Raw genomic sequence first — 22,800 nt, forward strand, 5'->3', positions numbered from 1 at the left:
TTCATCTCTCGCGCGCGAAGTTTTGAAGGGTCCGCGCGACCGCGGTGTTGCGGCTCGCGTTAAGCGCCTCTCGAAAGGCGTCGTCGAAACTCTCGTCTGTGAAATCAAGCATTGCAGTTCTTTTTCTATGTAATTGTTCAATCGAACAATGCAGCTGCTCGAAATTCACCAGCCGCGGAATCCTTCGACGATAGCTTGAGGTCGCCGCCAAAGTCCGGCCAGCGGATGTCCAGGACGGGGTCGTTCCAGATGATTGCGCGCTCATGGCTCGGCGCGTAATAGTCGGTCGCCTTGTACAGGAAGTCCGCGGATTCACTTAGTACGAGAAAGGCGTGCGCGAAGCCTGCCGGTATCCAAAGCTGCTTGTGATTGTCTTCACTCAGTTCGAGCCCAACCCACTGACCAAACGTCGGCGACGACTTGCGGATGTCCACCGCAACGTCGAACACCGCACCGCGAGCCGCTCGGACCAGCTTGCCTTGAGACTGCTGGATCTGATAGTGCAATCCACGGAGCACACCCTTGACCGAGCGCGAATGATTGTCCTGGACAAACTCGACATGCTCGCCCACCGCCTCGTCGAAATCCTTCTGATTGAAGCTTTCGAGGAAGAATCCCCGCGCGTCGCCGAACACCTTGGGCTCGATGACAAGCACGTCGGGAATCGAGGTGGGGGTGACTTTCATGAGCGCACCTCTTCTGCTAGTAGATGATTGAGGTACTTGCCATACCCGCTCTTCTCCAGCGGCGCAGCCAGCATCGCCAACTGCTCCGTGGTGATGAACCCGTTCCGCCACGCCACCTCTTCAGGGCACGCGATCTTCAGCCCCTGCCGATGCTCCAGCGTCGCAATGAACTGCCCCGCCTCCAGCAGGCTCTCGTGCGTCCCCGTGTCCAGCCACGCATACCCCCGCTGCATGATCTGCACATTGAGCTTGCCCAGATCCAGGTACGCCTGGTTCACGGCCGTGATCTCCAGTTCCCCTCGCGCGCTCGGCTTCACCGCCTTGGCAATGTCGACCACCTGGTTGTCGTAGAAGTACAGCCCGGTCACCGCATAGCTGCTCTTGGGCTTGACCGGCTTCTCCTCGATGCTGCTGGCCTTCCCGTTGGCATCGAAGGCGACAACGCCATAGCGCTCCGGGTCATGCACGTGATACGCGAACACCGTCGCGCCCGCGTCCTTCTTGTCAGCATCCGACAGCAGATGCACCAGGTCGTGCCCATAGAAGATGTTGTCCCCCAGCACCAGCGCGCTCGGCGAATTCCCGACGAACTTGTCCCCGATGATGAACGCCTGCGCCAGCCCGTCCGGACTCGGCTGCACCGCGTACTGCAGGTTGATCCCCCACTGGCTGCCGTCCCCCAGCAACTGCTGGAAGCGCGGCGTGTCCTGCGGCGTGCTGATGATCAGGATGTCGCGCATGCCGCCCAGCATCAAGGTGCTCAGCGGGTAATAGATCATCGGCTTGTCATAGACAGGCAGGAGCTGCTTGCTCATGGCCAGCGTCGCCGGGTGCAGCCGCGTGCCGGAGCCGCCTGCCAGGATGATGCCTTTGCGTTGGGTCATTCTTTGTCGTCTCGAATCAGAGGGTTTCGGCGAGCATGCGCGCCACGCCTGCCTGCCAGTGCGGCAGCTTTAGGCCAAAAGTCGCTTGCAGCTTGTCAGTATTCAGCCGGGAATTGTGTGGGCGAACCGCCGGCGTGGGGAACGCACTGGTCGGCACCGCATCGACCGCCTCGGGCGAAGCCTTGAGTTCGACCCCTGCCGCCTGCGCTTGCGCCAGCACGAAACGCGCATAGCCGTTCCAACTGGTCTCGCCGCCCGCCACCAGGTGATACAGCCCCGCCTTGCCCGGGTCGGCAACGGTCGCGCGGATGGCATGGGCCGTCACGTCGGCCAGAAGCTCAGCCCCGGTCGGTGCGCCGAACTGGTCGTCGATCACGGTCAGACGGTCACGCTCCTTGGCCAGCCGCAGCATCGTCTTGGCGAAGTTGCCGCCGCGCGCCGCATAGACCCAGCTGGTCCGGAAGATCAGGTGCCGCGCGCAGTGCCGCGCGACCAGCAGCTCGCCTTCGAGCTTGGTGCTGCCGTAGACGCTGAGCGGCGCCGTGAGGTCGTCCTCGAGCCAGGGCTTGTTGCCGCTGCCATCGAATACGTAGTCGGTCGAGTAATGCACCATCAGCGCGCCGATCTGCTGCGCCGCCTGCGCTACCACGCCCGGCGAGGTCGCATTCAGCTTGCGCGCGAACTCCGGCTCGCTCTCGGCCTTGTCGACCGCGGTGTGCGCCGCCGAGTTGACGACCACGTCGGGCCGCACCTTCAGCACCGTTTCGGCCAGCTGTTCCGGGCGGCTGAAATCGGCATGGAAGTCGGTGCTGTCGAAATCGAGCGCCACCACCTCGCCCAAGGGCGCCAAGCTGCGCTGCAGCTCCCAGCCCACCTGCCCGCCCTTGCCGAGCAGCAGCAGCTTCATGCCGCCGCCTTGGCGGGCGCAGCCTCGTACTGCTTCTGCACCCATTCGCGGTAGGCACCGCTCTGCACGTTGGCCACCCATTCGCCGTTGGCGAGATACCACTCGACGGTCTTGCGGATCCCAGTGTCGAAGGTCTCGGCCGGCTTCCAGCCCAGTTCGCGTTCGAGCTTGCGCGCATCGATCGCGTAGCGGCGGTCGTGGCCCGGGCGGTCGGTGACGTAGCTGATCTGCTCGCGGTAGCTCTTGCCGTCGGCCCGCGGACGCAGTTCGTCGAGCAGCGCGCACACGGTGTTGACGATCTCGATGTTGGGCTTTTCATTCCAGCCGCCGACGTTGTAGGTCTCCCCCAGCCGGCCGGCTTCGAGCACGCGACGGATCGCGCTGCAGTGATCCTTCACGTAGAGCCAGTCGCGCACCTGCATGCCGTCGCCATACACCGGCAGCGGCTTGCCGGCCAGCGCGTTGACGATCATCAGCGGAATCAGCTTCTCGGGGAAGTGGAAGGGGCCGTAGTTGTTCGAGCAGTTGGTCGTCAGCACCGGCAGGCCGTAGGTGTGGTGCCAGGCCCGCACCAGATGGTCGCTGGCCGCCTTGCTGGCCGAGTACGGGCTGTTGGGCTCGTACTTGTTCTCTTCGGTGAAGGCCGGGTCGGTCGCCGAGAGCGAGCCGTACACCTCGTCGGTCGACACGTGCAGGAAGCGGAAGGCGGCCTTCTGGTCGGCCGGCAGCGCGCTCCAGTAACCCCGCACCGACTCCAGCAGCCGGAAGGTGCCGAGCACGTTGGTCTGCACGAAGTCCTCGGGGCCGTGGATGGAACGGTCGACGTGGGATTCGGCCGCGAAGTTGACGATGGCGCGCGGCTTGTGCTCGGCCAGCAGCCGGTCGAGCAAGGCGCTGTCGCCGATGTCTCCCTGCACGAAGACGTGCTTCGGATTGTCGTCGAGCGACGCCAGGGTCTCGAGATTGCCCGCGTAGGTCAGCTTGTCCAGGTTAACCACGGCCTCGCCCTGTTGCGCAGCCCAGTCGAGAACGAAATTGGCGCCGATGAAGCCGGCGCCCCCGGTTACCAGGATCATGGGAGTCCCTCGCTATTGTGGAGTGTCAAATGTCGCCTGTGGCGGCGCTCGAACCCATGATTATCCCATCCGCGGATGTTTCATTTTGCAGCTAGAACCTTAGCTCTACACCGCCCCCCGGCCGCCGCGCTAGAGTGGCTGACCATCCCAAGGAAGACCCATGCCGACCTCCGACGACGACAAACCCTCTGACCGCATCAAGGACTCCGCCCAGCAGATCTGGCTCGCGGGCCTGGGTGCCTTCGCCAAGATGCAGCAGGAAGGCAGCAAGGCCTTCGAGGCCCTGGTCAAGGATGGGGCCGGCGTGCAGAAAAAGACCCAGCAGGCCGCCGAAGAAACCCTCGCCCAGGCGCAAGCCCGGATGGCCGGCTTCGCCAGCGAGTTCGGCACCAAGGCCGCGGGCGGCTGGGGCAAGCTCGAGAACATCTTCGAGGAACGCGTCGCCCGCGCCCTCGAAAAGCTCGGCATGCCGTCGGCCGACGAAGTCGCGGCCCTGCGGGCCCGGGTCGAGGCGCTCGAGGCGCAGCTCAAGCGCCAGGCCGGCGCCGCCGCGCCCCGCAAGACCGCCGCGCGCAAGACCTCGGAGCCGGCCAAGCCTTCGCAGCGGCACAAGCCGGGCGGCGCCGGCTGAAGCGCCTTGACCAGACCCTGAGCGCCCGCGCGGCGCTCGCCCGCCGGCGCGCCGCCTCCCCTGCTTTCGCGGACTTGCGCTAGAGTGCTCCCCACGAGACAAACGGGGCTACGACATGGCCAAAAAAGCGCCACGCCGCACTGCGCAACGCATCCTCGAAGCCGCACTTGACCTGTTCAACCGCTTCGGGGAACCGAACGTCTCCACCACCCTGGTCGCCGGCGAGCTCAACATCAGCCCCGGCAATCTCTACTACCACTACCCCGCCAAGGACGAGCTGATCAACCGGCTCTACGAGGGCTACGAAACCGAGCTGCTCGAACTGCTGCATGCCAGCGACGGCGTGCACGACGTCGAGGACGCCTGGTTCTTCATGCACAGCCTCTTCGAGCTGATCTGGCGCTACCGCTTCCTCTACCGCGACCTGAACGACCTGCTCAGCAAGAACCGCCATCTCGAGACCCAGTTCCAGCTGGTGCTCAAGAACAAGACCCGCGCCATCCGGGCCCTGATCGCCGGCCTGGGCCGCGCCGGCCACCTCGACATCGATGCGAGGGAGGTCGACACCCTGGCGCAGAGCATGGTGGTGGTGCTGACCTACTGGCTCAGCTACGAATACGTGCGCAACCCGCGCGAGGCCCTGGAGCCGGCGCACGCCCAGGGGGCGCTGATGCGCGGCGCCCACCACACCCTGCACCTGCTGGCGCCTTATCTCGCCACCGAGCAACGCCGCCACCTGCTGGCCCTCAGCAGCGCTTATGCTGGCGAAGATCAATCCGCGATGGCCTGACACCTCATAGAGCGAATGAATCCACCCCCACCCGACCCGCTTTCGCTGCTTTCGTCCCGGGAACCCGACACGGTGGGCCAATGGACCCGGCTGCCCTACCGCGACGGGCCTCGCTTCAACGCCGCCGACCTGCACCTGCACTGGCCCCGGCTGCATGTCGGGCAGGGGCTGCCGCCGCCGCAGGGTCCGCTCGCCGAGGGCTGGGCGCTCTATCACAGCGGGGATTTCGAACGCGCCGCCGCGCTCGGGTTGGCGCACGCGCCCGAAGGCCTGGCGCTCGCCAACCAGGCGACGGCGATCTACGCCAACTACCTCGAGCCGCGCGAATCCGTGCGGCAGGCGCTGTTCAAGCAGGTGGCCGAGCGCGCCACCGCGCAGCTCGCGTCGGACCCGGACGATTGCCAGGCCCTGTACTGGCAGGCCTACGCGCTGGGTCGCTACAGCCAGGGCATCAGCGTGGCGCGGGCCCTGGCGCAGGGCCTCGGGACCAAAGTCAAGGGCGCGCTCGAACACCTGATCGAACTGCGGCCGCAGCACGCCGACGCCCACGTGGCGCTGGCGGCCTTTCACGCCGAGGTGATCGACAAGGTCGGCTCGCTGGTGGGCCGCATGACCTACGGAGTGCGCGCCGACGCGGCCGTGTCGCTGTTCGAGCGCGGGCTCCAGCTCAACCCCCACTCGGCCAGCGCGCTGATCGAATACGCCCGCGGCCTGCTGATGCTGCACGGCGATTCGCGCATGCCCGAGGCCACCCGGCTCTACGAGCGCGCGGCCCACCTCGAACCGGCCGACGCGCGGGAGCGGCTCGATGTCGAGCTGGCGCGGGCCGGATTGATCGATTGATCTATCTCAACGGCGCCGTCACTTAAGATCGCGTTTCGTTCCTCATCACGCCCCCATCTTTCATGTCCGACCTGAACGCCCTGTTCGAATCCGCCCAAGCCAACTCCAAGCTGCTCGCCGAGCGCCCGGACAACCCCACGCTGCTCAAGATCTACGGCCTGTTCAAGCAGGCCACGGCCGGCGACAACACCGAGAAGAAGCCCAGCTTCAGCGATATCGTGGCGCGCGCCAAGTGGGACGCCTGGACCGCACGCAAGGGACTGAGCGCCGACGAGGCGAAGCAGCAGTACATCGACCTGATCGAGTCGCTGCGCTGAACGGCGCCCGGCTCAGGCCGGTGCCGCGCCGGCCAGCAATTCGTCGAGGCTGCTGGCGAGCCGCTGCTCGATCTGCCCGCTGAAGGCCGCGAACAGGAAACCCAGCGTGGCCTCGAGCCGGAGGCGGTCGGCGCCGACCTCGACCCGGCCATCGACCCCTTCGCGGGTGAATGCCGCCTGGTCGCCATCCGCCCCTTCGACATAGCGGCACTCCAGGCCGTACGCCTCCTCGGCCTTGCGCATCCACCGGTGCGCGACCTCCCGGGCACCGGCCAGGCCGAGTTGGTGGGCGCGTTCGATCACGATGTCAGCCACCTCGGCCTCCTTGCTGTTGTTGTTGATTTGTCGGGGCGCCCGCCGTCGCTGGCGCGGCCTCGGTCCGCAGCGCCTGACGGCGCTCGGCCTTGGGCATTTCGGCCAGCCGCTTGACCGCCGCGTAAAAGCGCGTCCAGTCTTCGCCTTCGCGCTCGAACAGGGCCTCGAAGCCCGGCACCAGCTCGTCGTAGGCGGCTTGGGCGCCGAACATCGCGTTGTTGGCCCGCGCCACCCAGCCGTCGTAGACGCCCTGCCGCGGACCGGTCCAGCCTTCGCGCAGCTTCGCGTAGCGTTGCCGGAAATCGGCCATCGCGTCGGCCTTCATGGCGTCGACCGCCGGCCAGTCCTGCGCCTTGGCCGCGGGCGAGCCGTAGACCGCCTCCAGAGCCCGCCGCGTTTCGGCCGTGAGCGCGCGGAACTGCTGGCGGCGGCCATCGAACTGCGCGTAGTCGAGCCGCGCCGCCTCGCTCGCATGCGTGCGCAGCCATCTGGCTCCGCCGATGCGTTCCACCGCGGTCGCGAAGGACTCGTTGAACATGGTGTCGTCGGGCACGTACAGCACCTGGTGCGCGAGTTCGTGGAACACCAGCCGGGCCAGTTCGCCTTCCGGATAGCCGATGAAGGTGGACAGCAGCGGATCGCCACCCGCCCAGTTCATCCAGCCCAGGGTCGAGTACGCCGGCACCGGGTAGACGGCGGTCTCCAGGCCCTGCGACTGCTGGGCAGCGGCCTCGGCATTGGCGGCGGCCTCGTCGTAGTAGCCGCGGTAGCCGACGCAGCCCGCCACCGGGAAGCACCAGGTCTTCAGGGTCAGTGCGTGCGGCGGTGCAGCGACCACGTTCCACAGTGCCGCGTTGCGGTGCAGGTCGGCATAGGACTTGTAGCTGTCGTTGTCCGGCAGGCCGAGTTCGGCCACCGCGAACTGGCGGATGCGCTGCGTCAGCGCCAGCTTGGTCTTGAGCGCCTCCGACGTGGCCGGATCGTCGAGCCACTCGGGCACCGGCCGGGCGGCGCGCATCAGGCCCAGGTGCCCGCTGGCCGACTGCCAGTAGTAGCCGAGGTCGGCACAGCCCGCCAGCAGCGCCGACGCGGCGAGCATCGCCAGCGCTGCCGAGCCGCGCCTGCCGAGCCTCACTGGGTCACCTTCATGACGCGGCCGGCTCCGGCACCGCGACGGCTTCGACCTCGACCAGGCAGTCGTAGAACGTGGGCCCGCGCCCGATGTCGGTCAGCCGCTGGCTGGTGAGCTGGTTGACATTGGTGCCGTCGAGCCCGAGCTTGCGCCACCAGATGCCCAGGCCATGCACCACGCCGGGCCGGGCGCGGCGCGAGATCTCGGCGCGGCAGCGGTGCTCGCCGCGCTGGTTGAAGATGCGCACCGTGGCGCCGTCGGCGATGCCGCGCGCGGCCGCGTCGGCGGCGTGGATCTCGAGCAGCGGCTCGCCCTCGATCGCGCGCAGGCTGCGCACGTTGACGAAGCTCGAGTTGAGGAAGTTGCGCGCCGGCGGCGAGATCATCGCCAGCGGGAACTCGGTCGAGCTGCCGAAGGCCTCGTGGTTGGGCAGGTGGTCGGGCAGCCCGTCCTGGCCCATTGCCGCCAGCGCTTCGCTGAAGAACTCGCAACGCCCGGAGGCGGTCGGGAAGTTGCCTTCGGCAAAGGGCGCGTCCGGCAGCTTCAGCGTCGCGAAGCCCTGCGCCTGCAATTCCCCGAAGTCGACCACCTCGGGCGCGAAGGCGCTGCGGCAGACGGCCTCGTCGCCGTCGGAGAAACACGGCTCGTCGAAGCCCATCCGGCGCGCCAGTTCGCGGAAGACCCAGGTGTTGCTGCGGGCCTGGCCGCGCGGCGCGACGGCCGGCTGGTTCAGCAGCACGTCGGTGTGGCCGTAGCTGGTGTGGATGTCCCAATGCTCGAGCTGCGTGGTGGCGGGCAGCAGGTAGTCGGCATAGTCGGCGGTGTCGGTCTGGAACTGCTCCAGCACCACCGTGAAGAGATCCTCGCGCGCGAAGCCGGCCACGACCTTGCCCGAATCGGGCGCGACCGCGACCGGGTTGCTGTTGTAGACGATCAGCGCTTCGACCGGATTCGCCGTGTCGGTCAGCGCGTCGCCGATGCTGCTCATGTTGATGGTCCGCGGCCGGCGCCCCGCCAGCAGGTCGGGCCGCTGCAGGGCCGCCCGGTTCACGGGGTACAGGCCGGAGCTGCTCAGCAGCAGCCCGCCGGCCCGCTCGCGCCAGGCGCCGACCAGCGCCGGGAGGCAGGCCACGGCGCGCGCGGCGTTGCCGCCGCCGCGCACCCGCTGCATGCCGTAGTTGAGCCGGATCGCGGCCGGCCGGGTGGTGCCATAGGCGCGCGCCAGCGCCACGATCTGTGCCTCCGGCACGCCGCAGACCGCGGCGGCGCGGGCCGGCGGCCACTGGAGCGCGCGCGCGCGCAGCTTGTCCCAGCCGATGGTGTGACGCTGGATGTAGTCGTGGTCGAGCCAGTCATTCACGATCAGCTCGTGCATCAGGGCCAAAGCCAGCGCGGCGTCGGTGCCCGGCAGCAGCGCCACGTGCTCGTCGCACTTGTCGGCGGTCTCGGTCTTGCGCGGATCGATGCACACCAGCCGCGCGCCGGCCCGTTTCGCGGCCTGCGCATGGCGCCAGAAATGCAGGTTGCTGGCGATCGAGTTGCTGCCCCAGATCAGGATCAGGCGGGCTTCGGCAAAGAATTCGACCCGCATGCCCACCTTGCCACCCAAAGTAAAACTTAAGGCTTCACCCCCAGCGGTCGAGCAGATCGTGCGGTCCAGCAGCGACGCCCCGAGCTTGTGGAAAAAACGACGATCCATCGACTCTCCCTGCACAAGACCCATCGTTCCGGCGTAACTGTAGGGGAGAATCCCTTCGGGATTGTTACCTTTCAATACATTCAGGCGGGAAGCGATGTCGTCGAGCGCCGCGTCCCAGCTCACCGGCTCGAAGCGGCCGCTGCCCTTGGGCCCAGCGCGCTTCATCGGCTGGACCAGGCGCTCGGGGTGGTCGTTGCGCTCGATGTAGCGCGAGACCTTGGTGCAGAGCACGCCGGCGGTGTGCCGGTGGTCGGGATTGCCTTGCAGCTTGACGGCCACGCCGTCCTGCACGGTGGTCACGAGGGCACAGGTATCGGGGCAGTCGTGCGGGCAGGCGCCGAGCACCTGGGTCACTGAATTCGAGGGGGTGGGGGAAGTCATTGTTCGACCGGAGCGAAGACCAACCCGCAAGTCTAGTTTGAACGATGCGAACACGCGCAAAGGGGTATTCACGATGATCAGCCGCAGACAATTTTCAATCGCCACGGGCGCCGCGGCGCTGGCCGGCTTCCAGCTGGCGCGGGCGCAGAGCGAGACGCCGATCATCCTCGGCCAGTCCGCCCCCTTCACCGGACCGGCCGCGCAGCTGGGCATCCAGTTCTACGAAGGCGCCAAGCTCTACCTCGACCAGTACAACGCGCAGCCCGGCCATCGCGACGTGCAGATCAAGTTCCTGGACGACGGCTACGAGCCCGACCGCTGCGCGGCCAACACCAGGAAGCTGATCGACGAAGAGGCCTTCGCGCTGTTCGGCTACATCGGCACGCCGACCAGCCTGGCGGCGCTGCCGCTGGCGGTCAACGCGAAGGTGCCGTTCATCGCCCCCTTCACCGGCGCGATGGCGTTGCGCGAGCCCTTCCACAGGAACGTCTTCCACCTGCGCGCCTCGTACAACGACGAGACCGCGCTGATCGTCAAGCAGCTCACCCACCTGGGCCTCAAGAAGATCGCGGTCTTCTACCAGAACGACGCCTACGGCAAGGCCGGGCTCGACGGCGTGACCCTGGCGCTGGCGCAGCTCGACCTGAAGCCGACCGCGCTCGCCACGGTCGAGCGCAACTCGGTGGATGTCGCCGCCGCGGTGAGGACCATCGCCGCCGCGAAGCCGGACGCCGTGGTCCAGGTCAGCGCCTACAAGTCATGCGCCGCCTTCATCCGCGAAGCCCGCAAGGCAGGCTACGGCGGCACCTTCTTCAACGTGTCCTTCGTCGGCACGCAGGCGCTGTCGGACGAGCTCGGCAAGGACGGCGCCGGCGTGGTCGTGACGCAGGTCGTGCCTTCGCCCTACAACGCGGCGAACGCCATCACGCGCGAATTCAACGAGGCCCAGCGCAAGAGCGGCGGCGCCACCAAGGCCAACTTCTCGAGCCTCGAAGGCTATATCGCTGCCAAGGTGCTGGTCGAGGGGCTGCGCCGGGCGCCCGGCAAGGTGACGCGCGACAGCCTGATCGCCGGTCTGGAGAGCATCGACCGGCAGCAGTTCGGCGGCTTCGAGGTCTCGTTCTCGCCGCGCAACCACGTGGCGTCGAAGTTCGTCGAACTGTCGATGATCACCGGCGACGGCCGGATCAGGACTTAGCTCGCGAGCCCATCCACCGCCTGGAACATCGCCTGCCTGGCCTGGCTGATGATCTGGCCGCGCCAGCCGTCGGTGTCGGTGTAGAAGGCCTCCAGCATCTGGGCCCGGATCGAGGCGGCCAGTTCGGGCGGCGCTTCGGGGTGCTTGTGCAGCCAGTGGTCGGCCCTGAGCGCGCCCACCACCTGCATCACCGGCACCGTGCCGTATTCGAGGGCGATGCCGGTGTACTCGGCCTCGGGGCATTCCTCGTAGATCGAACTCCACATCAGGCCGGTCAGGAAGGCCGAGGTCGAGGAGCCGTCGTAGATCGATGTCACCGGCGCCGCGGGCGTGCCCCACCACGCGTTGGCGCGCGCATAGGCGGCCTTGTCGTCGCGGCAGGAAAAGATCCGCTCGCCGAGGCCGTTCGGGCCCAACCCCGTGTGGAGGTCGATCCAGGCCAGCCGGCGGGCCGCCTGCACCTGCGTGCGCAGAACCTTGCGCAGGGTGTCGTTGCTCCAGGTCGGCGCCTTGCCGCCGAAGAACAGTCCGTCGTCGAACTGGTACTGGCCGCGGGTCACGGCCGCCTGGTAGGCGGTGGGACCGTTCTTCTCGATCCAGGCGCCGAGGGCGGCCTCGTTGGCCGCGGTCGGCGGCCATTGTTCGGGCAGCAGCAGCGCGTGGATTTCCGCATAGTCCCTGTTGACCGGCAGCGGCCTGGCGAAATCGAAGAAGTTGCGGTTCAGGTCGCAGTTCTCGTGGGTCACGCGGCGGCCGTGCGAGAAGCCGTGCGGGTTGAGCGCATGGACGTACAGCACGGCCACGCCCTGCGCCCTGGCCTTCTCGCGCCACTCGGCGTCATGCAGGGCGAACACCTGCACGCCGCTGCCGCAGTGGCCCTCGACGCCATGGCAGGCGCTGGTGACGATCAGCATGCGCTCGGCCTGCGGGTCGCCATCGAGCGCGACGTCCATCGCGAGCTCTTCGCCGTCGCGTCCCTTCAGCGGGTGGACATGCGAGCGCACCGCGAGGCCGGCGCCGTCGCAGCCCTGCAGGAACTTCTGGCGGGCCTGCGCATAGCGCGCGGAGAAGGCTTCTGCGATGCCGATCATGCCGCGCTCCCTTCCGCCAGCTTCGGGCCGTTGAGGAACTGTTCGGCCAACTGCACCCAGCAGGTGGCGCCGAGCGGGATCAGGTCGTCGTTGAAGTCGTAGCTCGCGTTGTGCAGCAGGCACGGTCCGCCGCCGTGGTGCATGGCGCGATGGCTGCCGTCGCCGTTGCCGATGAAGGCATAGGCGCCCGGCCTGGCCAGCAGCATGAAGGCGAAGTCCTCGGCGGTCATGGCCGGCTCCTGCACCAGCACGTTGTCGGCGCCGACGATGCCGGCCATCACGCGGCGGGCGAAGTTCGCCTCGGCGGCCGAGTTGATGGTCGGCGGGTAGTTGCGGTGGAAGCGGAAGTCGCACTCGGCCTCGTGGGCCGCGCAGACATGTTCGGCCACGGTCTTCATGCGCGACTCGATCAGGTCCAGCACCTCGAGCGAGAAGGTGCGCACCGTGCCCTTGATCTCGCAGCTGTCGGGGATCACGTTGCTGGCCTCGCCGCCGTGGATCATCGTGACCGAGATCACGCCGGGATCGGTCGGCTTCTTGTTGCGCGTGATGATGGTCTGGAAGGCCTGCACCATCTCGCAGGCCACCGGCACCGGGTCGATGCCGGTGTGCGGCAGCGCCGCATGGCCGCCCTTGCCCGTGATCCTGATGGTGAACTCGTTGCTCGAGGCCATGGCCGGCCCGGGGCTGACCGCGAACTGGCCGGCCTTCATGCCGGGCCAGTTGTGCATGCCGAACACCGCCTCCATCGGAAACTGCTCGAACAGGCCCTCCTTGATCATCTCGCGGGCGCCGCCGCCGCCCTCCTCGGCCGGCTGGAAGATCAGGTAGACCGTGCCGTCGAAGTTGCGGTGCTTCGCCAGGTGCTGCGCCGCCGCCAGCAGCATCGCGGTGTGGCCGTCGTGGCCGCAGGCGTGCATCTTGCCGTGGTGCTGGCTGGCGTGCTCGAAGGTGTTGAGTTCGGTCACCGGCAGCGCGTCCATGTCGGCGCGCAGGCCGACGGCGCGCTCGCTGGTGCCGTTCTTGACGATGCCGACCACCCCGGTGGTGCCGAGCCCGCGGTGGATCGGAATCCCCCACTCGGTCAGCTTGGCCGCCACCACGTCGGCGGTGCGCACTTCTTCGAAGCAGAGTTCGGGATGGGCATGCAGGTCGCGTCGGACCGCGGCGATGCCGGCCGCCTGGGTGACGAGGGAATCGATGAGTTTCATGGGCAAGAGTCTAGGCTTTGCGGGGAGCGCCCGCAAAGATCGTGCCCCCTTCGCCTCAGCGCCCCATGTCCTTCACCCAGGCGCCGCGCGCCGCCAGCGCGGTGTCGGTGAAATCGGTGAAGACGCCGTCCACGCCGAGCCGGTAGAAGACGATGTATTCGTTCGCCGGATCGCCCTTGTAGTCGCTGGCCAGCCGCCGCGACTCGTTGCGGAAGGTGAACGGGTGCACGAACAGCCCGGCCTTGTGGGCATCCGCGACCAGCGTGGTCGGCGCGGTCGACACGGCGTCGGCGTCATTGATCTTGCCGTCGCGGTTGACGTCGACGGGCTTGCCGTCGGCGCCAATCGTGCCCTTGGTGCTGACGATGTAGCGCTTCCACGGCCCGATGCCGTCGGCATAGGTCTTGATCTCGGCCAGGCCGGCCGGCGTCACCATGACGTCGAAGTTGCGGCGGTCGCCGGCCTTGGTCCATTCGTAGGGGCGATCGACCGGCACCGCGTAGGTCATGGCGCCGGTCTTCAGGTCGATGCCGTCGCCGTCGATCAACTGCACCGTCTTCGTCTTCAGGCCCTTGCCCTTCATGTACTTGAGGCTGCCGGGCTCGAAGGACTGCACGAAGACCGGGGCGCCACGGCTGTTCCAGCCGGCGGCCTCGAGCATCGCGATCAGCTTGTCCTCCAGCGGCAGGCCGAGGTCGCGGAAGTAGGTCGGATTCTTGGTCTCTGGGTAGATGCCGATGGTGCGGCCGGTCTCGCGCGACTTGGCCTTGGCGAGGTCGATCACCTGCTGGAAGGTCGGCACCTTGTACTGGCCGTTGAACTGCTGCGGCCGCTCGGCATCGGTCGAGATGGCGCCCAGCCGCTGGATCTCGGCCAGGGTGAAATCGTTGCTGAACCAGCCGGTCTGGGTCTCGCCGTCGACCTGGATCGTCTTCTTGCGGGCCGCGAATTCGGGCCGGCTGGCGACGTCGGTGCTGATCGCCAGGTTGGGATCGTGGCGGGTGATCAGCACCCCGTCACGGGTCGACACCAGGTCCATCTCGATGTAGTCGGCGCCCAGGTCGATGGCGCGGGCGTAGGCCTCCAGGGTCTCCTCCGGCAGGTAGCCCGAGGCGCCCCGGTGCGCGACGACCAGGGGCGGCTGGCCGTCCAGCGTGGGCAGGCGGGCGGTGGCACCGCCCCCCGGCGCGCTGCAGCCTGCGAGGCAGAGTGCCGCAGCCAGGGCGGCGGCGGCGATCGGGGTCTTGCTTGGCGTCATGTCGGGGCTCCGGGAAGGATTCAGCGCTCCAGCCTACCGCACGGCCATGACACTTCGGCGGCCGTGGCACCACGGCGCCAACTTCCCGGACAATGGCCCGCATGTCACACGTGCTTTCCCCCCGCAGCCTCGAACTCGCGCAGACGCTGGTGCGCATGAACACCGTCAGCGCCAACAGCAATCTCGAGCTGATCGATTTCGCGCGCGACCACCTGGCCGGCCTCGGCGTGCGCAGCCGGCTCACCTACAACGCCGACAAGACCAAGGCCAACCTGTTCGCCACGCTGGGCGCCGGCAAGAAGGCCGGCGTGATCGTCTCCGGCCACACCGACACCGTGCCCTGGGACGGCCAGGACTGGAGCGTCGACCCGCTGTCGGCAATCGTGCAGGACTGGCCGGCCGACGACGCCGATGCCGAATCGGCACGGGTCGAGCCGCGCCTCTACGGCCGCGGCGCCGCCGACATGAAGAGCTTCATCGCGATCGCCCTGGCCAATGCCGAGCGCTTCATCGAGAGCGACTCGCCGTTCGCGGTCCACTTCGCCTTCAGCTACGACGAGGAAGTCGGCTGCTTCGGCGTCCGGGAGCTGATCGCCGACATGAAGGACCAGGGCATCAAGCCGCTGGCCTGCATCATCGGCGAACCCACGCTGATGATCCCGGCGATCGCCCACAAGGGCGTCTACCGCTACAAGTGCTGCGTGCGCGGCAAGGAGGCGCATTCGTCGCTGACGCCGCAGTCGGTCAATGCGATCGAGATGGCGGCGCGGGTGGTCGGCAAGCTGCGCGACATGGCCGAGGGCTTCGAGCGCGACGAGCGGCGCTACGAGGGCTTCGACGTCCCGTTCAGCACCGCCAGCGTGGGCCAGTTCCACGGCGGCATCGCCGACAACGTGGTGCCGCGCGACGCCGAGTTCCGCTACGAGTTCCGCAACCTGCCGACCGCCGACGCGGCGCGCATGCAGAAGGAGGTCGCCGACTACGCCAGCCGCACCGAGGTGGCGATGAAGAAGGTCGCGCCCGATGCCGGCTTCAGCTTCGAGACCATCTGCGAGATCCCGAGCTTCCTCAGCTCCGCCGACGAGCCCGTGACCCGGCTTGCGCAGCGGCTGGCGAAGGAGTCGCGGACCACGCTGGTGGCCTTCGGCACCGAGGCCGGCCTGTTCAAGAACGCCGGCATCCCGACCGTGGTCTGCGGCCCCGGCAGCATCACCCAGGCGCACCAGCCCGACGAGTACGTCACGCTGGAGCAGTTGGCGCGCTGCGAGCAGTTCCTGCAGGGGCTGGCCGCGGCCAAGGAGATCCGCTGACCCGGCCCACGGCATGAAACGCATCGCGCTGGCCCTGCTGGGCGCTGCCGCGCTGCTCTATGCGCTGGCGACGGCGCTGGAAGCCCGCCATCCGGCCTGGGGCTATGTCGCGGCCTTTGCCGAGGCGGCGATGGTCGGTGCCATCGCCGACTGGTTCGCGGTGGTGGCGCTGTTCCGCCATCCGCTCGGCCTGCCGATCCCGCACACCGCGATCATCCCGGCCAACAAGGACCGCATCGGGGCCCGGCTCGCCGGCTTCATCTGCAACAACTTCCTGAGCACGCCGCAGGTGCTGGCCAAGCTGGCGCAGTTCGATCCGGCCGCCCGCCTGGCGGACTGGCTCTCGCGGCCCGAGAGCGCCGACAAGCTCGGCGGCCACCTGGTGTCGGCGGTGCGCTACGGCCTGACGGCCTTCGACGACACAAGGGTGCGCGACTTCCTCGGCCGGATGGCGGCGGCCGGGCTGGCGCAGGTCGACCTGGCCCGGCTGGCCGGCCAGGCGCTCGATGCGCTGACCGCGGGCGGGCGCCATCACGCGCTGCTCGACGACGTGCTGCGCCAGGTCACGGCCGTGGTCGAGGGCGAGGAGATGCAGGAGCGCATCACCGAGGCGATCGCGCGCGAGATCAAGACCCTGCGCTATGTCGGGCTCGACCAGATGGCGGCCCGGCTGGCGACGCGCAAGATCGTGGCCGCGGCGGTCCACACCCTGGGCGAGATGGCGGCCGAGCCGGTGCATCCGCTGCGGCTGCGCTTCGACGCCTACATGACCGGCTTCGTCGAACGGCTCAAGACCGACCCCGAATTCCAGCGCCGCGGCGAAGCGCTCCGGGCCGACCTGCAGGCCCATCCGGCACTCGGCGACTACCTGCACGGGCTGTGGAGCGAACTGCTCGCCTGGCTGCATGACGACCTCGCGAAGAGCGACTCGAGCATCCGGCAGCGGCTGGTCGCGATGATCGGCGCCCTCGGTGCCCGGCTCTCGGCCGACGAGGCGATGCGGCGCTGGATCAACGAGCAGATCGTGGACGCCGCCCCGCGGGCGATCGAGCGCTACCGCGAGGACATCCGGCGCTACATCGTGGAGCGCGTGGCCGAGTGGAACGCCGACGAGATGACCGTTGAGCTCGAGCGCAACATCGGCCGGGACCTGCAGTTCATCCGGGTCAACGGCACGCTGGTCGGCGGGCTGGTGGGGCTGTTGATCCACACCGCCACGCAGCTATGGAAGGGCTGAGCGGTTCAGGCCGGCGCCGGGCCGCCCCAAGGCGGCCTGCGGCCCCCTCGGGGGGCAGCGACCACACGCAGTGAGGGAGCGTGGGGGCCACATTCAGCCGGCCAGCATCCGCTCCTGCGCGATGACCAGGAGGCCGTCCATGATCAGGCTGTCCACCAGCTCGAAATCGCCGTTCATGCTCGGCGCCATCTTCCAGCCCGCGCCGCCGGTCATGTAGCAGGCCGGCTCGGCGCCGCAATGGGCCCGCACGTGCTGAACCATGCGCTCCACCGCGCCCGCGATCGCGTAGGTGCCGCCGCTGGTCAAGGCGTCGCTGGTGTTGGTCGGGAACTCGCGCACCTCGCCGGTCGGCACATGCAGCCCGGCAGTGCCGGACTCGAGCGCGCGCAGCATGATGCCGTGGCCGGGCAGGATCAGGCCGCCGAGAAACTTGCCGTGCACGTCCACCGCCTCGACCGTCACCGCGGTGCCGATCATCACGACCACCATCGGCCGCGGCGCGCCCTGCGTCATCATCCGGTGGCGCGCGCCGATCATGGCCACCCAGCGGTCGGCCCCCAGCCGGGTCGGGTGGTCGTAGCCGTTGACGATGCCGGCCTCGGCCTGGCTCGACACCACCCAGCGCGGCGAGCACTCGAAGCGCTCCACCAACTGCTCCTCGGCCCGGCGCCGCACCGCGTCGCCGGCGACCACGCAGCCGAGCATCGAATCGGGAGGCGGCAGGTCGGCCCACGGGCCCTCGGCCAGCCGCTCGATGTGGTCGAGAAACTCGGCGCCATGCGCGATCGGCACGGCGCCGGGCCGCGCCGCATCGTAGAGGGACCACTTGAGGCGGGTGTTGCCGATGTCGATCGCGAGGAATGCCATGCGCGGCATTATTGCGAGTTGTGCTTACGGCCGCTTGCACATTGCGACCGCCGCCTACGCGAAAGCGCCATCTTCCGCCGTTAAAGTGGCCCGTCCGATCCACCAAGGCAGAAGGAGAAAACCATGGGTTTGTTGAGTTTCATCAAGGAGGCTGGGGAGAAGCTGTTCGGCGGGTCGTCCGCGCACGCAGCCGAACCGGACAAGGATGCGGCCGCCGCGGCCGCCATCAAGACCTACATCGAGACCCAGAACCTGGGCCTGACCGACCTGGCGGTGACCTATGTCGCGACCAGCGGGATCGTGACGCTGTCGGGCAGCGCGCCTTCGCAGGAAGCCAGCGAGAAGGCCTCGCTCGCCGCCGGCAACGTGGCCAATGTCACGCAGGTCGACAACAACCTCGTCGCGCCCGCTGCCGACCCGGCGCAGTACCACGACGTGGTTCGCGGCGACACGCTGTCGGCGATTTCCAAGAAGTACTACGGCGATGCCAACAAGTACAACGCGATCTTCGAGGCCAACAAGCCGATGCTGAGCCACCCGGACAAGATCTATCCGGGCCAGAAGCTGCGGATCCCGAAGCTCTGAGTTCGCAAGGGCCGCGCCGGGCCAACCGGTGCGGCGTCAGGTTTGTTTCCAGGGCAGGCCGCGAAAACGCCAGCCGCCCTGGCGGCCGCGGTGGCCCTCTTCGTCGGGATTGCCTTCGAAGCCTTCGAGGATGTTGTAGGCCTCGATGCCGAGTTCGGTGGCGCGCCTGGCGGCCGCCACCGAGCGCACGCCGCTGCGGCACAGCATCACCGCCTTGAGGCCCGCCGGCACGGCCGCCCTCACGCCTTCGTCGAAGCCGGGATTGAGCGCCATGCCCGGCCACTGCTTCCACGCCAGTCCCACCCCGCCCGGCACGTAGCCGACCCATTCGCGTTCGGCGTCGCTGCGCACGTCGACCAGCACGGCTTCGCCGCGGGCGACCCATTGCGCGGCCAGTTCGGGGGTCACGTCGCCCGCGTAGCCGGCGGCCGGGCGGATGTCGTCGCGGCCGGCGGCCACGGCCATGGTTGGGGAAGAACGGTCTGAATCAGTCATACCCGGATTCTTCACCAAATCGAGAACATGGTTTTACCATCCCAACACCATCCACCTGGATGGTGCTAGGATGGCGTCATGCAAGTTCAGACCCCTCTTCCGGCCACCCGGCCCAAATTGCCCGAGGCCGAGAAGATCACCATCAACCTCGGCTACGTCGACCTCGGCCAGGTCGACCTGCTGGTGGCCGAGGGCTTCTATTCGAACCGCACCGATTTCATCCGCACCGCGATCCGCAACCAGCTGACCGCCCACGGCGAGGCGCTGAAGCAGGTGGTCGCCCGCAAGATGCTGGTGCTCGGGCTGCAGCAGTTCAGCGCCGCCGACCTCGAGGCCGTGCGCCGCGCCGGCGAGAAGCTCGAGATCCGCGTGCTCGGACTGGCCACGATCTCGGCTGACGTCACGCCCGAGCTGGCGCTCGAGACCATCGCGTCCGTCACCGTGCTCGGCGCCCTGCATGCGAGCGCCGCGGTCAAGGCCGCACTGGCCGATCGCCTGCGTTGATGCCTTTCCTACTTTTTTCTCTCCAAGGCTCCCCATGAATCCCCTGTTCGAACGCCTGATGCGCAAGGCCACCCGACTGACCCAGGTCGGCCAGCTGCAGGAGGCGACCCGGGCGATCCAGCGCGCCCTGGGCGGCGGCGCCGATGAAGGCAGCCGCGCCACCGACCGGACCACCGCCACCCCGGCGGCGAACGACGAAGCCCAGGTCATCGATGTCGAGGCTCGCTTCGTCGAGCCGGCAACCGCGCCCGCGCCCGCGCCCGAAACACCGCGAGCGCCGCCGCCAACGGCTCGGGAAACCGGCGTCGAGCAGTGGAGCGACGGCCTGTTCGCCCACCAGCACCGGCCCATCGCCTACAAGCTCTTCGTGCCCGGCACGCAGGCCGTGGGCCCTCGCCCGCTGGTCGTGATGCTGCACGGCTGCACCCAGAACCCCGACGATTTCGCCGCCGGCACCCGGATGAACCAGCTGGCGCGCGAGAACGGGTTCCTGGTCCTTTACCCGGCGCAGACCCAGCATGCCAACTCGTCGAAGTGCTGGAACTGGTTCAAGTCGCAGCACCAGCAGCGCGGGCGCGGCGAGCCGGCCCTGCTGGCGGCGCTGACCCAGTCGGTGATCGATGCCCACGACGTGGACCCCGAGCGCGTCTACGTCGCCGGCCTGTCGGCCGGCGGTGCGATGGCCGACATCCTGGGGCGCAGCTATCCCGACCTCTTCGCGGCGGTCGGCGTGCACTCGGGGCTGCCCAGCGGTGCGGCCAGCGACCTGATGTCGGCCTTGGCCGCGATGAAAAGCGGCCCCTCGGCGGCCGCCTCGAACACGACCGGCGGCCCGGGCGTGCCCACCATCGTCTTCCACGGCGATGCCGACGGCACCGTCCACGCCCGCAACGGCGAGGCGGTGGTCCAGGCTGCACTGGCGGCCCAGGACGGCGCTGCCACCCAGGTGCAGGCGTCGGACGGCCGATCGGCGCGGGGTCGCGCCTACACCCGCCGCGTGCATGTGGACGCGCACGGCCTGGCGGCGGTCGAGCAGTGGCTGCTGCATGGCGCCGGCCATGCCTGGTCGGGAGGCAGCGCGCACGGCTCGTACACCGACCCTTCCGGTCCGGATGCGAGCGCAGAGATGCTGCGCTTCTTCCTGAGCCACCGGAAGGTGGCGGTCGCCGCCACGCCCTGAGAAGGCGCGGTCGACCTGCAGCCGGGCGCAAGCTCGGCTTACACGTGGTTGCCTTCAGGGGCGAAATATTTCCTTGCTTTGCAAAGCGGATGCCGTCGCGCATCCGCTGTAGTGCGTTAAGTGCAAAGAGACGAAAGAAAGCCCTCGATGATGCACCGCACCCCCCTCCTTTCCGGCCGCGCGGCCCGCTGGCTGCTCGCCCTGGCGTTGCTGCTGGCCGGGCTGCCGGCGCTGGCGCAGCCAGACCCGCCCGGCCGGGTCGGCCGCCTCAACGACCAGCAGGGCACGGTGAGCTTCTCGCCGGCCGGCGCCGACGACTGGTTCGAGCTGGGCCCGAATCGCCCGGTCACCACCGGGGACCGCCTCTGGACCGACCGCAATGCGCGCGCCGAGCTGTCGCTGGGCGCCACGGCGCTGCGCCTCGACGAGCAGACCGCCATCACGCTGTCCGAGCTCGACGACGTCACCGCCCGCATCACCGCCGCCCAGGGCAGGCTGCAGCTGCGGGTGCGCGAGGATCTGGCGGGCCAGCGCATCGAGGTCGACACCGCGAACCTCGCCATGGTGATCGACAGCCCGGGCGACTACCGCATCGAGACCGATCCGGCAGCCGGCACCACCCGGGTTGCCGTGGCCGCCGGCCAGGTGACGCTGTTCGGCGAAGGCGGCGAGTCGGTCGCCCTCGGCGCCCAGCAGCAACTCACCACCGCGGGGCGCAACCTCGAGGCCGTGAGCGGCGCACCGGTGCGCGCCGGCACCGGCTTCGATCGCTGGGTGGCCGAGCGGGACCGGATCGAGGACCAGTCGATCTCGGCGCGCTACGTCTCGCGCGACGTGGTCGGTTACCAGCAGCTCGACGCCTATGGCGACTGGCAGAACGACCCGGGCTACGGCAGCGTCTGGTATCCGCGCAACGTCGATGCCGACTGGGCGCCCTACCGCGACGGCCAATGGGTCGAGGTGGCGCCCTGGGGCTGGACCTGGATCGATGCTGCGCCCTGGGGCTTCGCGCCCGCCCACTACGGACGCTGGGCGCGCATCGGTCCGCGCTGGGGCTGGGTGCCCGGGCCGCGGCAGGCGCGCCCGATCTACGCGCCGGCGCTGGTCGGCTTCGTCGGCGGTGCCGCCGGCGCCAACCTCGCGATCGGCAACGGCCGGCACGGCGTCGGCTGGTTCCCGCTGGCGCCCGGCGAGCCCTGGCGACCAGGCTACCGCGCCAGCCAGCGCTATGTCGACGAGGCCAACCGGGCCGCCTTCCAGCGGCAGCTGGCGGCGCGCAATGGCGGCTTCGCCAACCAGCAGCTGCCCGGCGCCGTCACGGTGGTCCCCACCGACGCCTTCGGTCGCGGTCCGATCGGCCGGCGCGACATGGTCCGGCTGCCGCCCGCACAGCTGACGGGGGTGCCGGTCGGCATGGGCGCGCCGGTGCCGACGGGCGACCGGGGCCATGGCGGTTTCGGCCGCCCGGCCACGCCGCCGCCGCCGCAGGCCGCGCTGCAACTGCGGCAGTTCCAGCAATTGCAGCAGGCACAACAGATGCAGCAGACGCCGCAGTTCCAGCAGGCTCCGCAGCTTCAGCAGCAACAACAGCAGCGCGCGGCGCAGGCACAGGTGCAGGCGCAGCAGATGCAGCAGGCACAGCAACTGCAACAGCAGCAGGCGCAGCAGGCGCAACGACAGCAGATCGAAGCCCAGCAGCGTGCCGCCCAGGCGCAGGCGCAGGCCCAGGCACAGGCCCAACAGCAACAACAACTGCAGGCACAGCGCCTGCAGCAGGCCCAGCAGTTGCAACAGCAGCAGGCCCTGCAGATGCAGCAGGCGCAACAGGCGCAACGGCAGCAGATCGAAGCCCAGCAGCGAGCAGTCCAGGCACAGGCACAGGCACAGGCTCAACAGCAGGCCATGCACCTGCAGCAGGAAGCGCAGCAACGCGCGGCCCAGGCGCAGGCCCAGCAGCTGCAGGCGATGCAGCAGATGCAGGCCCAGCGCGCGCAGCAGCAGCAGATGCAGGCGCAACAGCAGATGCTGCAAGCCCAGCAGGCGCAACAGGCCAACGCGATGCGCCAGGCGCAGGAAGTGCAGCAGCGCGCCCAGCAGATGCAGCAGCAGCCCCGGGGACCTGGCGAGCCGCGCGGCCCGCAGCGCAGCGGCGTTCCGGGCCAGCAACAGCCACAGCCGGACCGCCCGTAGCCCGCGCAGCAGG

23 protein-coding genes are annotated in these 22,800 nt (G+C 68.7%); 11 read left to right on the forward strand and 12 right to left on the reverse strand.

What is annotated here, in order from left to right:
- Window positions 1–137: 137 nt before the first annotated feature.
- The 4 genes from rfbC to rfbB are packed head-to-tail and all read right to left on the reverse strand — an operon-like array spanning window position 138 to window position 3,553.
- Window positions 138–686 (reverse strand): dTDP-4-dehydrorhamnose 3,5-epimerase, encoded by a 549-nt coding sequence (rfbC, locus tag QZH52_RS06880; RefSeq protein ID WP_301805828.1) that lies wholly within the window; start codon window positions 684–686, stop codon window positions 138–140.
- Entirely contained in the window at window positions 683–1,570 is an 888-nt protein-coding gene (gene rfbA / locus QZH52_RS06885; RefSeq protein ID WP_301805830.1) for a glucose-1-phosphate thymidylyltransferase RfbA, read from the reverse strand. Before rfbA ends, rfbC begins: the two co-directional genes overlap by 4 nt.
- 16 nt (window positions 1,571–1,586) lie before the next feature.
- The gene (gene rfbD, locus QZH52_RS06890; protein WP_301805832.1) at window positions 1,587–2,477 is read right to left on the reverse strand and encodes a dTDP-4-dehydrorhamnose reductase; all 891 of its coding nucleotides are present in this window, start codon (window positions 2,475–2,477) and stop codon (window positions 1,587–1,589) included.
- Window positions 2,474–3,553: a dTDP-glucose 4,6-dehydratase gene (gene rfbB, locus QZH52_RS06895; RefSeq protein ID WP_301805834.1), complete on the reverse strand. Its 1,080-nt coding sequence runs from the start codon at window positions 3,551–3,553 to the stop codon at window positions 2,474–2,476. Before rfbB ends, rfbD begins: the two co-directional genes overlap by 4 nt.
- Before the next feature lie 160 nt (window positions 3,554–3,713).
- On the opposite strand from rfbB, the gene QZH52_RS06900 reads away from it, so the two are divergent.
- From QZH52_RS06900 to QZH52_RS06915, 4 genes are all read left to right on the forward strand, one after another.
- Window positions 3,714–4,184 (forward strand): phasin family protein, encoded by a 471-nt coding sequence (locus QZH52_RS06900; protein ID WP_301805837.1) that lies wholly within the window; start codon window positions 3,714–3,716, stop codon window positions 4,182–4,184.
- Between the two features lie 115 nt (window positions 4,185–4,299).
- A complete protein-coding gene (locus QZH52_RS06905; RefSeq protein WP_286522113.1) occupies window positions 4,300–4,974 on the forward strand; it encodes a TetR/AcrR family transcriptional regulator in 675 nt (224 codons plus the stop codon).
- Window positions 4,975–4,989: 15 nt separating this feature from the next.
- Entirely contained in the window at window positions 4,990–5,817 is an 828-nt protein-coding gene (locus QZH52_RS06910) for a tetratricopeptide repeat protein (protein ID WP_301805843.1), read from the forward strand.
- Between the two features lie 62 nt (window positions 5,818–5,879).
- A complete protein-coding gene (locus tag QZH52_RS06915) occupies window positions 5,880–6,134 on the forward strand; it encodes an acyl-CoA-binding protein (RefSeq protein WP_301805845.1) in 255 nt (84 codons plus the stop codon).
- Window positions 6,135–6,146: 12 nt separating this feature from the next.
- On the opposite strand, the gene QZH52_RS06920 is transcribed toward QZH52_RS06915, so the two are convergent.
- The 3 genes from QZH52_RS06920 to QZH52_RS06930 are packed head-to-tail and all read right to left on the reverse strand — an operon-like array spanning window position 6,147 to window position 9,661.
- Window positions 6,147–6,449: a polyhydroxyalkanoic acid system family protein gene (locus QZH52_RS06920; RefSeq protein WP_301805848.1), complete on the reverse strand. Its 303-nt coding sequence runs from the start codon at window positions 6,447–6,449 to the stop codon at window positions 6,147–6,149.
- Window positions 6,442–7,548 (reverse strand): aminopeptidase, encoded by a 1,107-nt coding sequence (locus QZH52_RS06925; RefSeq protein ID WP_301806712.1) that lies wholly within the window; start codon window positions 7,546–7,548, stop codon window positions 6,442–6,444. The genes QZH52_RS06920 and QZH52_RS06925 overlap by 8 nt, the downstream gene beginning before the upstream one ends.
- Window positions 7,549–7,594: 46 nt before the next feature.
- Window positions 7,595–9,661: a molybdopterin-containing oxidoreductase family protein gene (locus QZH52_RS06930; protein WP_301805849.1), complete on the reverse strand. Its 2,067-nt coding sequence runs from the start codon at window positions 9,659–9,661 to the stop codon at window positions 7,595–7,597.
- A gap of 73 nt (window positions 9,662–9,734) precedes the next feature.
- Between QZH52_RS06930 and QZH52_RS06935 the strand changes: the two genes are divergently transcribed.
- Window positions 9,735–10,859: an ABC transporter substrate-binding protein gene (locus tag QZH52_RS06935; RefSeq protein WP_301805851.1), complete on the forward strand. Its 1,125-nt coding sequence runs from the start codon at window positions 9,735–9,737 to the stop codon at window positions 10,857–10,859.
- Here the strand turns inward: QZH52_RS06935 and QZH52_RS06940 are convergent.
- Genes QZH52_RS06940 through QZH52_RS06950 form a run of 3 tightly spaced genes read right to left on the reverse strand, consistent with a single transcriptional unit; the run spans window position 10,856 to window position 14,419 of the window.
- On the reverse strand, window positions 10,856–11,950 hold the full coding sequence (locus tag QZH52_RS06940) for a M14 family metallopeptidase (RefSeq protein ID WP_301805853.1): 1,095 nt from the start codon (window positions 11,948–11,950) through the stop codon (window positions 10,856–10,858). The genes QZH52_RS06935 and QZH52_RS06940 overlap by 4 nt on opposite strands.
- On the reverse strand, window positions 11,947–13,161 hold the full coding sequence (locus QZH52_RS06945; protein WP_301805856.1) for a M20 aminoacylase family protein: 1,215 nt from the start codon (window positions 13,159–13,161) through the stop codon (window positions 11,947–11,949). The genes QZH52_RS06940 and QZH52_RS06945 overlap by 4 nt, the downstream gene beginning before the upstream one ends.
- A 55-nt stretch (window positions 13,162–13,216) precedes the next feature.
- Entirely contained in the window at window positions 13,217–14,419 is a 1,203-nt protein-coding gene (locus tag QZH52_RS06950) for a glycerophosphodiester phosphodiesterase (RefSeq protein WP_301805857.1), read from the reverse strand.
- Window positions 14,420–14,520: 101 nt separating this feature from the next.
- Here QZH52_RS06950 and argE point away from each other — a divergent pair, with 101 nt between their 5' ends.
- The gene (argE, locus tag QZH52_RS06955; protein ID WP_301805861.1) at window positions 14,521–15,729 is read left to right on the forward strand and encodes an acetylornithine deacetylase; all 1,209 of its coding nucleotides are present in this window, start codon (window positions 14,521–14,523) and stop codon (window positions 15,727–15,729) included.
- Between the two features lie 13 nt (window positions 15,730–15,742).
- Window positions 15,743–16,966 (forward strand): DUF445 domain-containing protein, encoded by a 1,224-nt coding sequence (locus tag QZH52_RS06960; protein WP_301805864.1) that lies wholly within the window; start codon window positions 15,743–15,745, stop codon window positions 16,964–16,966.
- 93 nt (window positions 16,967–17,059) lie between these two features.
- On the opposite strand, the gene QZH52_RS06965 is transcribed toward QZH52_RS06960, so the two are convergent.
- Complete coding sequence (locus QZH52_RS06965) at window positions 17,060–17,833, reverse strand: type III pantothenate kinase (protein ID WP_286522095.1); 774 nt, start codon at window positions 17,831–17,833, stop codon at window positions 17,060–17,062.
- Between the two features lie 123 nt (window positions 17,834–17,956).
- Between QZH52_RS06965 and lysM the strand changes: the two genes are divergently transcribed.
- Window positions 17,957–18,418: a peptidoglycan-binding protein LysM gene (gene lysM, locus QZH52_RS06970; protein ID WP_301805867.1), complete on the forward strand. Its 462-nt coding sequence runs from the start codon at window positions 17,957–17,959 to the stop codon at window positions 18,416–18,418.
- 36 nt (window positions 18,419–18,454) lie between these two features.
- Here lysM and QZH52_RS06975 read toward each other — a convergent pair whose 3' ends face one another.
- Window positions 18,455–18,883 carry a rhodanese-like domain-containing protein gene (locus QZH52_RS06975; protein WP_301806715.1) on the reverse strand — a complete coding sequence of 143 codons (429 nt, stop codon included), beginning with the start codon at window positions 18,881–18,883 and terminating at the stop codon, window positions 18,455–18,457.
- A gap of 108 nt (window positions 18,884–18,991) precedes the next feature.
- Here QZH52_RS06975 and QZH52_RS06980 point away from each other — a divergent pair, with 108 nt between their 5' ends.
- From QZH52_RS06980 to QZH52_RS06990, 3 genes are all read left to right on the forward strand, one after another.
- The gene (locus QZH52_RS06980; RefSeq protein ID WP_301805869.1) at window positions 18,992–19,417 is read left to right on the forward strand and encodes a CopG family transcriptional regulator; all 426 of its coding nucleotides are present in this window, start codon (window positions 18,992–18,994) and stop codon (window positions 19,415–19,417) included.
- A gap of 34 nt (window positions 19,418–19,451) precedes the next feature.
- A complete protein-coding gene (locus QZH52_RS06985) occupies window positions 19,452–20,597 on the forward strand; it encodes an extracellular catalytic domain type 1 short-chain-length polyhydroxyalkanoate depolymerase (protein WP_301805872.1) in 1,146 nt (381 codons plus the stop codon).
- 147 nt (window positions 20,598–20,744) lie between these two features.
- Window positions 20,745–22,787, forward strand: a complete 2,043-nt coding sequence (locus QZH52_RS06990; RefSeq protein ID WP_301805874.1) for a DUF6600 domain-containing protein — start codon at window positions 20,745–20,747, stop codon at window positions 22,785–22,787.
- The last annotated feature ends 13 nt before the right edge of the window (window positions 22,788–22,800 follow it).

Origin of the sequence: Variovorax ginsengisoli, from assembly GCF_030486595.1 — a bacterium.
In the GTDB taxonomy this organism is placed as follows: Bacteria; Pseudomonadota; Gammaproteobacteria; order Burkholderiales; family Burkholderiaceae_C; genus Variovorax; species Variovorax ginsengisoli_B.

Bases quoted from the DNA above. Each gene is read 5' to 3' on its own strand.
- rfbC (WP_301805828.1), bottom strand. From the start codon at position 686: ATGAAAGTCACCCCCACCTCGATTCCCGACGTGCTTGTCATCGAGCCC.
- rfbA (WP_301805830.1), bottom strand. From the start codon at position 1,570: ATGACCCAACGCAAAGGCATCATCCTGGCAGGCGGCTCCGGCACGCGG.
- rfbD (WP_301805832.1), bottom strand. From the start codon at position 2,477: ATGAAGCTGCTGCTGCTCGGCAAGGGCGGGCAGGTGGGCTGGGAGCTG.
- rfbB (WP_301805834.1), bottom strand. From the start codon at position 3,553: ATGATCCTGGTAACCGGGGGCGCCGGCTTCATCGGCGCCAATTTCGTT.
- QZH52_RS06900 (WP_301805837.1), top strand. From the start codon at position 3,714: ATGCCGACCTCCGACGACGACAAACCCTCTGACCGCATCAAGGACTCC.
- QZH52_RS06905 (WP_286522113.1), top strand. From the start codon at position 4,300: ATGGCCAAAAAAGCGCCACGCCGCACTGCGCAACGCATCCTCGAAGCC.
- QZH52_RS06910 (WP_301805843.1), top strand. From the start codon at position 4,990: ATGAATCCACCCCCACCCGACCCGCTTTCGCTGCTTTCGTCCCGGGAA.
- QZH52_RS06915 (WP_301805845.1), top strand. From the start codon at position 5,880: ATGTCCGACCTGAACGCCCTGTTCGAATCCGCCCAAGCCAACTCCAAG.
- QZH52_RS06925 (WP_301806712.1), bottom strand. From the start codon at position 7,548: ATGCTCGCCGCGTCGGCGCTGCTGGCGGGCTGTGCCGACCTCGGCTAC.
- QZH52_RS06930 (WP_301805849.1), bottom strand. From the start codon at position 9,661: ATGACTTCCCCCACCCCCTCGAATTCAGTGACCCAGGTGCTCGGCGCC.
- QZH52_RS06935 (WP_301805851.1), top strand. From the start codon at position 9,735: ATGATCAGCCGCAGACAATTTTCAATCGCCACGGGCGCCGCGGCGCTG.
- QZH52_RS06940 (WP_301805853.1), bottom strand. From the start codon at position 11,950: ATGATCGGCATCGCAGAAGCCTTCTCCGCGCGCTATGCGCAGGCCCGC.
- QZH52_RS06945 (WP_301805856.1), bottom strand. From the start codon at position 13,161: ATGAAACTCATCGATTCCCTCGTCACCCAGGCGGCCGGCATCGCCGCG.
- QZH52_RS06950 (WP_301805857.1), bottom strand. From the start codon at position 14,419: ATGACGCCAAGCAAGACCCCGATCGCCGCCGCCGCCCTGGCTGCGGCA.
- argE (WP_301805861.1), top strand. From the start codon at position 14,521: ATGTCACACGTGCTTTCCCCCCGCAGCCTCGAACTCGCGCAGACGCTG.
- QZH52_RS06960 (WP_301805864.1), top strand. From the start codon at position 15,743: ATGAAACGCATCGCGCTGGCCCTGCTGGGCGCTGCCGCGCTGCTCTAT.
- QZH52_RS06965 (WP_286522095.1), bottom strand. From the start codon at position 17,833: ATGGCATTCCTCGCGATCGACATCGGCAACACCCGCCTCAAGTGGTCC.
- lysM (WP_301805867.1), top strand. From the start codon at position 17,957: ATGGGTTTGTTGAGTTTCATCAAGGAGGCTGGGGAGAAGCTGTTCGGC.
- QZH52_RS06975 (WP_301806715.1), bottom strand. From the start codon at position 18,883: ATGGCCGTGGCCGCCGGCCGCGACGACATCCGCCCGGCCGCCGGCTAC.
- QZH52_RS06980 (WP_301805869.1), top strand. From the start codon at position 18,992: ATGCAAGTTCAGACCCCTCTTCCGGCCACCCGGCCCAAATTGCCCGAG.
- QZH52_RS06985 (WP_301805872.1), top strand. From the start codon at position 19,452: ATGAATCCCCTGTTCGAACGCCTGATGCGCAAGGCCACCCGACTGACC.
- QZH52_RS06990 (WP_301805874.1), top strand. From the start codon at position 20,745: ATGATGCACCGCACCCCCCTCCTTTCCGGCCGCGCGGCCCGCTGGCTG.